Origin of the sequence: Streptosporangium sp. NPDC000239, from assembly GCF_040300765.1 — a bacterium.
GTDB lineage: Bacteria > Actinomycetota > Actinomycetes > Streptosporangiales > Streptosporangiaceae > Streptosporangium.
On sequence record NZ_JBEPEI010000009.1, the window covers coordinates 277,551 to 290,278 of the forward strand.

Here is a 12,728-nt window from a genome sequence, read left to right on the forward strand (position 1 = left end):
CGGGTCACGCCTCGGACAGCAGGGCCGTCCAGCGGGCGTGCAGCCGTTCGACCAGGTCGCGGTCGAACGGGGCCCGGTAGGTCACCTCGACCAGGCCCTCGTCGGCGACCGGGATGACGTCGAAGAACAGCCCGTACTTGGCGTGTCCCGCCTTCGGCGCCTCGATCTCGACGTCGAGGCCGGGCCACGACAGCTCGGGCACCGCCGGGTTGAGGTCGAAGACGACCTCGACCGGTGTCCCCTGGTCGCCGGGCGCGCCCAGCAGGGCGCCGAGCCGTCCCTGGAGCCCGGCGCGGTAGTCCTCGAAGGAACCGGCCGCGGTGCTGGGGACGGCCACCACGTCGAGGAAGTGCCCGGCGAAGGCGTGCTCCCGTTCGGTCGTCCTGCGGTCCACGTGGACGCCGACGGACAGCTCGGCCCTGCCGGTCACCTCGTGCAGCGCGTGGCCGAACGCGCAGAAGGCGAGCGTGAACGGCGTGCACCCCAGGCTCCTGGCGCGTTCGGCGACCGCCGCCCACAGCCCCTGGGGCAGGCGGGAGGTGTGCCGGGCCGCCGGGGCGAAGTCCTCCTCGGCGACCGGCGCCACGGCCCCGACCGGCCCCGCGTCCCCCGTGCGGGCGGGGACGGACGTGACGACCGGGGTCAGCGGAAGGCCCTTCTTCGCCTGGGCGTAGGCCTCGGTGAGGTCGGACAGCAGGAGCGCGGCGGACACCCCGTCCATGACGACGTGGTGCGCGCACAGCACGAGCGTGTGCAGGCCGGGACCGCGGTCGAGCAGCGCGGCGCGGAACAGCGGCCCCCGGTCCAGCGGGAACGGCCTGTCGGTCAGCTCCCGGATCACCTCCACCGCCGTGCCCTCAAGGAGGGGCACGTCGAGCGTGGCCTCAGGGTCACACCGCAGCAGCGTCCCGTCCCCGGAGAGTACGGCCCGCAGCGCCGGGTGACGGCGCCAGACCGCCCTGACCGCCGCGACCAGGGCGTCCCTGTCGAGGTCGCCGCGCAGGTGCAGCAGCACGGTCTCGTGGTAGGCGCTCCACTCGGGGCCGTGCTCGTTCTGGAGGCGTGCCAGCCGCCGCTGCTGCGGGGTCGCGGGCCATTCGAGGGGCTTCCTCGCGGGCAGGAAACCGGCGGAACGCAGCCGGTGCACCCCCCGCTGGACCGCCTCGACCAGCTCGTCGGCGTCCCGGTCGTCGTGGGCGGTCGACAGGAAGAACGTCCGGCCCTCCCAGACGTAGAGCCCGTCGGACAGCAGGCTCTGGTACAGCATCTCCAGCTGCAACGGCTGGTAGAAGTTGGACGCGCCCCGGTACTCGAACCGCCACAGCGAGCCGAACGAGGCGATGGTGTACGGCAGCTCCTCGGCCCGGATGATCTCGGAGAGCGCGTCGGTGATCCGCTTGGCCCGGCCGTTCAGATCCTCGTAGAGCGCCGGTCCCCGGCTCTCCAGATGGTCGAGTACGGCACGGGCCGCGCTGACCGCCAGCGGATGCTTCTGGAAGGTCCCGCCGAACAGGGTCGTCGCCGCCGTCGGCGCGCTGTCGTCGCCGTAGCCCCAGCTGCCGCCGTCCATGCCGTCCATCAGGTCGGCGCGGCCCGCGATGGCCGCGATCGGCAGGCCGCCACCGAGGATCTTGCCGTAGGTCGCCATGTCGGGCGTGATGCCGAAGTATCCGGCCGCGCCCCGGATGCCGATCCGGAACCCGGTGATCATCTCGTCGAAGATCAGCACGATGCCGTTCTCGGCGGTGAAACGCCGCAGCTCGGCCAGGAACTCCGCGGGCTGCACGGACGGGTTGCGGTTCTGCACGGGCTCGACGACGATCGCGGCCAGCTCACCGGCCACACTCCGCAGGTGGGCCAGCGATTCGGCCTCGCCGTACGGAAGCACGACCGCCTCGCCGATCGCGCCGGGGGACAGGCCGGGGGCGATCGGCATGGACTGGCCGGGCTCAAGGCCGCCCCGGGCCAGGACCGCGTCCACCAGCCCGTGGTAGGACTTCTCGAAGTAGGCGATCTTGTGACGGCCGGTGGCGAGCCTGGCCAGCCGGATCGCGCCCATCACGGCCTCGGAGCCGGTGTTGCAGAACGTCACCCGGTCGTGGCCGGTGATCCGGCAGAACTGCTCGGCCAGCTCGTAGCTCTGCCGTAGCTGGTAGCCGAGGGAGAAGGCCCGGTCGAGCTGACGTCGTACGGCCTCGGAGACGAACTCGGGGGTGTGGCCGAAGAGCTGGACGCCGAACCCCATGCAGTAGTCCGTGTAGGGGTTGCCCGACTCGTCCCAGATCCTGGCGCCCTGGACCCGGTCGGCCACGATGGGGACGAGCAGCTCCTTCACCTCGGGCCTGAAGTTCGCCCACGGGCGGCTCTCGGCCAGACGAGGCCGGTAGGCGCCCGCCAGCTTCTTCGACGCCGCGTCCCGCGCGTCCATCCGCGAGGCCAGCTCGTCCACGTAACGCTGCTGGTCGTCGGTGAGCCTGCCGGCGGGACGGGACGCGGGGGCCGTGACCGGCGGAGCGGCGGCGGGCCTCGCCACGGGAGGCTCGGGGGCCTGCGGAAGTTGCGGGGCGACGCCGTCGGCCACGGGGGCGGGGGCGGGGAGAACGGAAGGCGCGGGGGCCCCACCGGGGGCGAGCGCCCGCAACTGCTCCCGCATGAGGGCGAGCTGCTCGGCGACGACATGGGCGACGGTCGCGTCGACCGGCCCCGGCGTCGTGTTCTGCGCCAGGCCGTACACCAGGTTCTGGGCCGTGTTCTGCATCGTGTTCTGGGGCAGGTGCGAGACCGGGACCACCGTCTGGGTCGTCGCCGTGGTGACCGCGACTGTCGTGGTCACCGGCGCGGCCTGCGCCTCGACGGCGGAGGCCAGCGCCCGCACGGTCGGGTGCTCGTCGAACAGCATCGTCGGCTGGAAGGCGGTCCCGTACCGCTCGTTGATCTGCGAGACGACCTTCAGCAGAACCAGGCTGTCTGCGCCCAGGTCCAGGAACCTGGCGTGGTCGGAGAGCTCGGCGGGACTCAGCTTGAGGTGTCCGGCGAGCAGCGTCCTGATCGTGGTGACGACGTCGTCCCTCATGCCGCTTTCCTTCGAGTTCTCGGTGAGCGCCCAGTGACGGGTCCGCTGCCAGGGATAGGTGGGGAGGCCGGGCAGGAACGCGCCGCCGGGGGAGACGGCCGTCCAGTCCAGTTCGGCCCCCGCTAGATAGAGATCGACGAGCGTGGGGACGGTGCCGCCGTCGCGGTGCGCCTGCACGACACGGGCGGTGCCGCCGTTGCGCCGCGCGGTCCTGACGATCCCCGACGCGAGGGTCGGCTTCGGGCCGATCTCAAGGAAGGCGCCGAACCCCATCTCGACCAGCGCCTCGACCGCCTCCTGGAAGCGGACGGGCCCGGTGATGCCCTCCGCCCAGTAGTCGGCGTCGAGCCGCACGCCGTTCACGATCGCGCCCAGCGAGGTCGAGCAGAACAACGCGGTCCCACCGGGAGCCGTCGGCGCGACCCGCGCCCGCCGCATCGCCTCGGCGGCGGGCCGCATCAGCGGGCTGTGGAAGGCGTACTCGCCGGGCAGCGGCGTGCAGGTGAACCCGGCCTTCCTCAGCGCCTCGGTCGCGGTGGTCAGGGCGGGCCCGGGGCCGGAGACCACGAAGGCGCCGGGGCCGTTGTGGGCGGCGACCACGACCTCGTCCCCGAGGTACGGCGCCGCGTCGGCCACCGGACCGCCCACGGCGACCACGTGACCGCTCCCGTGGGCCAGCCGCATCGCGGCCCCGCGCGCGGCCGTCAGCCGGGCCGCCGACTCCAGGTCCAGCAGCCCCGCCGCGTAGGCCGCGGCCGTCTCTCCCGCGCTGTGCCCGACGACGGCCGCCGGGACGATCCCCAGGGAACGCCACAGCTCGTACAGCCCGGCCTGGAAGGTGAACAGCGTCGCCTGCGCCACGTCGGTGTACGGCGGCAGCGCCTCCTGCCCGGTGAGCAGCTCCCGCACGGAGACGTCCAGCTCGGCGCGGAAGACCGGCTCGCAACGCGCCACGACCTCGGCGAAGGGGGCCCGGTCCATCAGGTGACGGGCCATGCCCGGGTACTGGGCGCCCTGACCGGAGAAGACCAGCACCGGGTCCCGCCAGGGCGGCCCGTCGTCGGAGGTCCTCGGCAGGTCCCGCAGCTCGTCCAGGAGCCGCGCCCTGCCCTCGGCGCCGTCCGCCACGACCAGGGCGGCCCGGTGCCGGTGGTGTGCCCGCCGTACGGCCGCGCTGTGGCACAGGTCGGTGAGGGAGACCTCCTCGCGCGCCGCGACGAAGTCGGCGTAACGCCCGGCCAGGACCCGCAGGGCCTTCGCACTGCGCGCGGAGAGCGGCAGCACCAGCGGCCCGCCCCCGGCCTCGGTTCCGCCCCCGGCCTCGGTTCCGGCTTCGGGCTCGATTCCGGCCTCGGTTTCGGTTTCGGCCCTGGCTTCGAGTTCGGTCCCGCGGGCGGTGTCCGGTGGTTCGGGGGCGCGGGCCGTACGGGTGGGGGCGGCGGAGACGACGACGTGCGCGTTGGTGCCGCCGAAGCCGAACGAGCTGACCGCCCCGACCAGCGGTCCCTCGCCGGTCCAGGCGAGCGGTTCGGTGACCACCCGCATCCTGGTGCCCTCAAGCCTGAGCCTGGGGTTGGGCGGGGTCGAGTGCAGCGAGGCGGGCAGGTGGCCGTTGCGCAGGCACAGGACCAGCTTGACCAGCCCCGCGATCCCGGCCGCCGCCTCGGCGTGCCCGATGTTGGACTTCACCGAGCCGACGTGACACAGGCCCGCCTTCCGCCTGCCGTACGTGCGGGTCAGCGCGCCCATCTCGATCGGGTCACCCAGCGCGGTGCCCGAACCGTGCGCCTCGACGTAGGAGACCGCCTCGGCGGGCAGGTCCGCGTCGGCGAGCGCGGCCCGGATCACCGCCTCCTGGGCGGGACCGTTGGGCGCGGTCAGGCCGTTGCTCCGGCCGTCCTGGTTGACCGCGGAACCCCGGATGACGGCCAGGATCTCGTCACCGTCGCGCACGGCCGCGTCGAGCGGCTTGAGCAGCAGCAGGGCACAGCCGTCGGAACGCACGAAACCGTCGCCGTCAGCGCCGAAGGAACGGCACCGTCCGTCCGAGGCCATCATCCCGAACCTGGACAGCGACACCCAGTTCTCCGGCGCCAGCACGAGATTGACCGCCCCGGCCAGCGCCACCGGGCAGGAACCGCGCCGCAGGCTCTGCACCGCCATGTCCACCGCCACCAGCCCCGAGGAACAGGCGGTGTCGACCGCGACACTCGGCCCGTGCATGTCCCAGGCGTAGGAGATGCGGTTGGCCGCGATGGACAGGGCCTGACCGGTGCTGAAGTACGGCCCGATGGCCGACAGGTCACCGCCCAGGGCACGGCCGTACTCGCTGCCGCTGATGCCGACGAAGACCCCGCAGTCACGGACCAGGTCGTGGGTCGGCGGCAGCCCGGCACGTTCCATCGCCTCGTAGGCGACCTCAAGCAACAACCGTTGCTGGGGGTCCATCTGCTCGGCCTCGGCGGGGGAGAGACCGAAGAAGGCGGCGTCGAACTCCTCGATCCCGTCGACGCAGCCCGCCCACCGGCTGCTGATCTTCCCGGCCTCCGCCGGGTCCGCCGAGTACAGCCTCTCGACGGACCACCGGCTGTGCGGCACCTCCCCGACGGCGTCCACCCCGTCGACCAGGAGCCGCCACAGCTCCTCGGGCGAGGTGACACCGCCGGGGAAGCGGCAGGCCATCGCGACGACGGCGATCTCCTTCACTCTGATTCCAGTGCTTTGGCCAGGTCGGAGATGGTCGGGTAGTCGAAGACCATCGACGAGGGGACCGGCGTGCCGAGCAGACGCTCCAGCTCCCCGGCCAGCTCGTGGGCACCCTTGGAGTCGAGACCGTAGTCGGCGAAGGGAACGTGGTCGTCGAGCTGGGTGACCGGGACGCCGACCACCCTGCCCAGCAGGAACCTGAGCATCGGCTTGGCCGCGGCGGCGCTGACCCGCGCCGAGACCACGGTCCGCTCCGCGCGGTGACGAACCCGCAGCTCACCGGCGGCGAGCCTGCGACCGCACTCGTTCCTGCGGACCTTGCCACTCGACGTCTTCGGCACGCTGCCCGGCTGGACCAGGGCGATCACGTCGAGCTTGAGCTGGAACGTCTCGGAGATCGCCCGCTGGATCGTGGTCGCCGTCGCCGCGAGCGCCTCCTCGGACTGGTTGCCGCGAACCTCGCAGACCATGCCGACCGAGTCACCGTCCTGGAAGGCCGCCAGGCAGCCGGGACGGATCTGCGGATCGGCCCGCTCGGCCACCTGCTCCAGGTCCACCGGGTGGTAGTTCTGGCCCCGGACGATGATGACGTCCTTGAGCCTGCCGGTGACGTACAGCTCACCCTCGTGGAAGAAGCCCAGGTCACCGGTGTAAAGCTCGGTCATCTTGGCCGGGTCCCCGTGGAAGCCCCGCGCCACGCCCCACCCGGTCACCCGGATCTCGCCGACGGCGTCCTCCGGCAGCTGCTCGCGGGTCGTCGGGGAGACGATCGAGACGTTGATGCCGGGGATCGGGCGTCCGCAGGACAGGAGCGTCCGCCCGGTCGGCGACAGTTTGACGACGCTCTCGGCGAGCGCGTCCCGGTCGGCGACGACCCGGCCCGGCATCTCGTGCAACGGGGGAGTCGTCACCGCGAGCGTGCACTCGGCCAGGCCGTACGAGGGGCGCATCGCGGCGGGGTCGAAGCCGTACGGGGCGAAGGCCTCGGCGAAACGGTCGACGGTCTCGGCCCGCACCGGCTCGGCGCCGTTGATCGCCACCCGCCAGGTGTCCAGCCGCAACCCGGCCCGCCTGGCCTCGGGAATCCTGCGCAGGCACAGGTCGTAGGCGAAGTCGGGGGCGGCGGCGTGGGTGCCTCCGAAGTCGGAGATCGCCCGCAGCCAGCGCTCCGGGTCACGCACGAAGGCCTGCGGCGACAGCGTCACGATGCGGGCACCCCGCAGCAGTGGGACCAGGGTGCCCAGCACGAGGCCGAGGTCGTGGAAGACCGGCACCCAGGTCACCAGCACCGACTCGGAGTCGAGGCCGAGCGCGGCACCGAAGTAGTCGACCTCGTCGAGCACGTTGCCGTGCGTGATCTCGATGCCGCGCGGCGAACCGGTCGAGCCCGAGGTGTACTGCAGGTAGGCGACGTCGTCCCGCCGGGCCGTACGCTCACGCGCGGGTCCCGGCTCGCCCGGTGCGGCGTGACTGAGCCACGTCACCTCCGACAGGCGCGGGCTCAGCGCGACCACGTCGGCCACGGCCACCTGACGGGCGGCCGCCGCCGCGGTGATCCCGGCGTCCTCGACGATCCTGGTGAGGCGTTCGGCGGCCCGGTGGTAGGGGATCTGCGGTTCGGGCGCGGGGACGGGAACCGCCCCGGCCATCAGACAGCCGAAGAACTCCACGACGAAGTCGACGCCCGCGTTGTGCAGCAGCATGACGTGCTGCCCGGGGGCGACGACCGCGCTCAACCTGGTGGCGAACTCGGTGGCTCTGGCGTGGAGCTCGCCGAAGGTCACCTCCAGCTGCCTGGGCGTGTGCCCGGCCTCGAAGTCAAGATGGGTGACGGCCAGCCGGTCCGGCCGTAAGCGCGCCTGGTGCGCGAGGGCGTCCTCGATGAGCTGCACGGGCTCAGATCCGTTCACGCAGGCTGCGCGGGCGCATGTCGGTCCACACCTTCTCGATGTGGGCCAGGCACTCGTCCTCGGACCCCCGATGGCCGGCGTCGGCCCACCCCGGGGGGAGCGTCCGTTCCGCGGGCCATATCGAGTATTGGTCTTCGTCGTTGACCACGACGACGTGGGTCATTGGAGCTCCTCGCGGTAGTTGGAGTACGGCTGGGAGGTCATGGCGTGCACGGCCCGCAGGAAGGAGTCCGCGTAGTCCGCGGCGACCGTGTGCGGCAGTTTCGAGGCCGGATAGTCGGCGATGAGCAGGGCCCGGTCCGTGGACGGGTCCTGCACGAACCCGATGCTGAGCGTGAAGTGGTTGGGTTCGTACCGCATCGTCGGCGCGCACCCGATGCGTTCGTCGTCGATCCGGACCCCGGCGAGCGCGTGGAACCGGTTGAATCCGAAGTTGGCGTCCAGATTCCAGTCGCGCATGTGACGGGCGAGCGTCGCGAACGGCACCCGCCGGTGAGGCATGATCGCTGTCTCCTCCCGGTGCACCCGCCGTACCAGGTCGATCCAGGTCCCGCCGTCGAGACTGACGGAGAAGGGGACCGTGTTGAGGAACAGGCCGAGCGCCTCGGTGCCCGCCTCCTCCTCGACCCTGCCGTTGACGCCGAGGCCGGTGACGACCTCCGTGCGGCCCGACACCCGGCCGAGGGCGACCAGGTGGGCGGTCAGGGCGACGCTCTTCCTGCTGGTGCCCGCCGTCACGGCCAGCTGGGACATCGCCCGGAACAGCTCGCCGTTCACCTCGCGGTCGATGCTGTGCGCCACGGTCGCCGTCTGACCGAGACCGGTGAACAGGGTGCCGTCCACCCCCGACAGGCGTTCCTTCCAGAACGCGACCGACTCCGCCGAACCCGCCGCGGCCCGTTCCAGGGCGATGAACCTGCTGAAACGCGACTTCGGCGGTGCCGCGGGCGGCGTCTCGGGGTGGTCGCGCAGCAGGGTGTGCCGCTTGAGGATCTCGGCGACCAGTGAGGTGAAGCTCCAGCCGTCCAGGATCGCGTGGTGCTCGGTGAGTGTGAGCTGGAAGGCCGTCGGGGACAGCCGCTGGGCCGTCACCCGGAACAGCGGGGCCGTACGCAGGTCGAACGGGGTCGCCCACTCCCGTTCGACGAGCGCGGTGATCGCCGCCTGCTGGTCGGCCCCCTGGAGGTCCTCGACGACCAGCGGCGACGGCGCGGCACGGTGGACGAGCTGCATGGGCTCGCTGAAGGAGGCCAGGTCGAGGGAGGTGCGCAGCACCGGGTGCCGCGCCACGGCCTCGGTCAGGACCCTGGCGAGCGCCTCCTCGTCCAGCGGCGTCGCCACCCGGTAGCTGTTGACGTTGTGGTACGGCCGCCGCTCGGGTTCGAGCTCCATGTGGTAGACCATCGCCAGCTGCATGGAGGTCATCGGGTAGGCGTCCACGACGTCGTCGAGCGCCTCGACCCGCCGCCGGTCGGCCTCGCCGAGCAGCGAGAACGGCTCGGGAGGCGGCCCGTCCTCGGCCGGCGTCATCAGGGCCGCCGCCTCGTGGACCGTGGGGTGGGCGAACAGCACGTCGAGCGGCAGCGCGTAGCCCGACCGCCTGAGCCGTCCGGCGACCTGCACGCTGCGCACCGAGTCGCCGCCCAGCTCGAAGAAGTTGTCGTCCCTGCCGACCCGGTCCAGCTTCAGCACCTCGGCCAGGGCGTCGGCCAACGCCTGCTCCGCGGGGCCGTTCGGCGGGTCGTAGGGCCGCTCCCCGCGTCCCGGGTCGGGCAGCGCCCGCTGGTCCACCTTGCCGTTCGGGGTCAGTGGAATGCCCTCAAGCGGCACGACCGCCGACGGCACCATGTAGTCCGGCAGCCTGGCCGCCAGATAGGCGCGCAGCTCGGACGCCCCCGGCCACCCGTCGCGGGGCACGACGTAGGCCAGCAGCCGCCCCTCCCTGACCACGACCACGCAGGAACGCACCGCGTCGTGCCCGTCGAGGACCCGCTGGATCTCACCCGGTTCGATGCGGAAACCACGGATCTTGACCTGGTCGTCGATCCTGCCGAGATACTCCAGGTCCCCGCCGGGCAGCCTGCGGACCAGGTCACCGCTGCGGTAACGCCGCGCCCCCGGCCTCGCCGGGTCGGGCACGAAACGTGAGGCGGTCAGCCCGGGACGGCCCACGTAGACACCGGTCACCCCGTACCCGCCGACGTACAACTCCCCAGGCACCCCGTCCGGTACGGCCCGGCCGTGCCGGTCGACGATCTCGGCCGACAGGTGGGGCAGGGGCCGCCCGATCACGCTGCGGTCGAAGGGCGTCTCCGGGGTGATGTCGTAGGCCGTGACGTGGACCGTCGTCTCGGTGATGCCGTACATGTTGCACAACCGGGCGTTCGGCCCCGCCCCGGTGGCGAACCACCGGCGCACGTGGTGCGGCTGCAGCGCCTCACCGCCGAAGACGATCAGCCTGAGGTCGTCGAGGACCCTCGGCGCCTCCTCGAAGAGGCCGACGAGCTGGCCGAACGCGGAGGGCGTCTGGCTGAGGCAGGTGACCCGCTCCCGCTGCAGGAGGCCGGCGAAGTCCTCCGGTGACCTGGCGACCTCCTTCGGCACGACCACCAGGCGCCCGCCGTACAGCAGGGCACCCCACATCTCCCACACGGAGAAGTCGAAGGTGTAGGAGTGGAACAGCGTCCAGACGTCCCCCGGGCCGGGGGTGAAACGCTCCTCGGTCGCGTCGAACAGCTCCGCCACGTTCGCGTGGGTGACGGCCACCCCCTTCGGACGGCCGGTCGAGCCCGAGGTGTAGATGATGTACGCGGTCGTCCCGACGGGGACGGCCAGGCCGAGGTTGTCCGACGGGTGGTCGGCGATGGCCTCCGCCTCCTCGTCGAGCCCGACGGTGACGCCCTCCCCCGCCCGGTCGGCGACGACCACCTTGGCGCCCGCGTCCTCAAGCAGGAACGCCACCCGTTCCGCCGGGGTCTCCGGGGCGATCGGCAGGTAGGCGGCGCCCGCCTTCAGCACCGCGAGCACGGCCTCGACCTGGCGGGGAGTGCGTTCGAGCAGCAGGGCGACCCGGTCGCCCGGCCGTACGCCACGGGCCCGCAGGTGACGGGCCAGCCGGTTGGCCCTGGCGTTGAGCTCCTCGTAGGTGACGTCGGTCGCGATCCGCTCCCGGTGCAGGGCGGTGACCGCCTCGAAACGCTCGTGCAGGCAGGCCCGGGGCTCACGGCTCACCGGTACGGCGACGCCGTGCCCGGCACCGGAGGTCAGGGGCAGCTCGGAGACCGAGGTCCCCGGCGCCTCGACGGCGGCGCTCAACAGGGTCAGCCAGTGCCCGGCCAGCCGTTCGACCGTGGCGGCGTCGAACAGGCCCGTGGCGTACTCGACCTCGCCCCGCATGCGGCGCCCGTCGTCGAAGACGGACAGCAGCAGGTCGAACTTGGCGGTGCCGGTGGTCATGACACGCGGGGTTCCGCTCACCTCGCCGAGCCGCATCGGCCCGGTGTCCTGCGCGCCGTGCGCGCCGAAGGCGACGTTCATCAGCGGCCGGTCGACGACCATGTCGAGCGGCGCCCGGTGGTGGTCGAGGTCCTCCATGACGTCGCGGCCGACCGCGGCCAGCAGCTCGTGGAAGCTCTCCCCGCCGTCGATCCTGGTGCGCAGCGGCAGCACGGTGACGAAGTAGCCGATCAGGTCCTCGATCTCGATCCGGTCCCTGCCCGCGACCGGGGAGCCGATGACCAGGTCGTCCTGACCGGTGTAGCGGTGCAGCAACACCGCGAACGCGGTGAACAGCACGACGAACGGGGTGACCTCCTCGTCCATGGCCAGCACGCGCACCCGTTCGGTCACCTCGGGCGGCAGGTCGAACAGGTGGGTCGCCCCCTCCGTCAACCGCACCGGGGGACGGGGCCGGTCGGTGTGCAGCGTCACCCGTTCCGGCGCGCCCGCCAGGCGCCGCTGCCAGTAGTCGAGGTCCTCACGCGGGTCCTGCTCCCGCTGCCACGCCGCGTAGTCGGCGTACTGGATCGGCGGCGCGGGCAGCCGGGGCATACGGCCCTCGGCCCGCGCGGTGTACAGCACGGCCAGTTCGTGTTCGAAGACCGGCAGCGAGAGCCCGTCACAGGCGATGTGGTGGAAGACGACCACCAGGACGCACCCGTCCTCGGCCCAGCGCAGCAGCCGCGCCCGGACCGGCAGGTCACGCTCCAGGTCGAACGGCCTGCGCGCCTCGTCGAGGACCAGGTCGTCGACGGCCTCCGGCGCGCACTCGGTCACCGTCAGCGCGAACGCCGTCTCCTGCCTGACCACCTGGTACGGCTCCGACACCGAGGCGAGGAACGCGCTGCGCAGGATGTCGTGCCGCCCGACGATCGTCCCGAGGCACTCCGCGAGCAGGTCGGCGTCGACCGGCCCTTCGAGCCGCAGCACCCAGGGGATGTTGTGCAACGCGGTGCCCGGGGTCAGCCGGTCGAGCAGCCACAGGGCACGCTGGCCGTACGTGAGCGGGGCCGTCTCCAGGTTCCCCGGCCTGAGCGGCTGCCAGCCGTGTTCGACGGTCGTCATGTCAGTCCTCCCCGTCCGTGAGGCCGGCCACGGCCGCCGCCCACTCGTGGTCACTCATCTCCGGCAGCGCGGCGACGGCCTCCGCCCGGCGCAGTACGGCCTCCGGCGAGGACGCCTTCTCCAGCAGCACCGCGGCCTGTTCCGCGACGGTCCTGGCGGTGAAGAACACCCGGGGCGGCAGGTCGATCCGCAGTGCCACCGCGACCCGCGCCTTCACCTTGGCGATCGCGAACGAGTGCGCCCCCAGCTCGAACACGTCGTCCTCGGCGCCCACGGACGCCAGGCCGAGCACCCGGCCCCAGATGCCGGCGAGGGTACGGCGCACCGGGTCGGCCTCGCCGGCGGGCTCCGCTGCGGACTTCTCCGCGGCTGCCCGGTCGTTCGGTAGGGGGGTGAGGGTGTGGGGTGGGGGCAGGGCGTTGCGGTCGGTCTTGCCGTTGTGGGTGGTGGGCAGGTGGGTCAGGGGCAGGTAGGTG

The 12,728-nt window shown here is 72.5% G+C and carries 5 protein-coding genes; all 5 read right to left on the reverse strand.

Annotated features, from left to right (window positions below):
- Window positions 1–4: 4 nt before the first annotated feature.
- The gene (locus ABT340_RS23595) at window positions 5–5,779 is read right to left on the reverse strand and encodes an aminotransferase class III-fold pyridoxal phosphate-dependent enzyme (RefSeq protein WP_352012965.1); all 5,775 of its coding nucleotides are present in this window, start codon (window positions 5,777–5,779) and stop codon (window positions 5–7) included.
- A complete protein-coding gene (locus tag ABT340_RS23600) occupies window positions 5,776–7,671 on the reverse strand; it encodes an AMP-binding protein (protein WP_352012966.1) in 1,896 nt (631 codons plus the stop codon). The genes ABT340_RS23595 and ABT340_RS23600 overlap by 4 nt, the downstream gene beginning before the upstream one ends.
- Window positions 7,672–7,675: 4 nt before the next feature.
- Window positions 7,676–7,852, reverse strand: coding sequence for an MbtH family protein (locus ABT340_RS23605; RefSeq protein WP_352012967.1), 177 nt, complete (start codon window positions 7,850–7,852; stop codon window positions 7,676–7,678).
- Window positions 7,849–12,252, reverse strand: coding sequence for a non-ribosomal peptide synthetase (locus ABT340_RS23610; RefSeq protein ID WP_352012968.1), 4,404 nt, complete (start codon window positions 12,250–12,252; stop codon window positions 7,849–7,851). The genes ABT340_RS23605 and ABT340_RS23610 overlap by 4 nt, the downstream gene beginning before the upstream one ends.
- 1 nt (window position 12,253) lies before the next feature.
- On the reverse strand, window positions 12,254–12,728 hold a 475-nt coding region (locus ABT340_RS23615), incomplete at its 5' end, for a phosphopantetheine-binding protein (protein WP_352012969.1).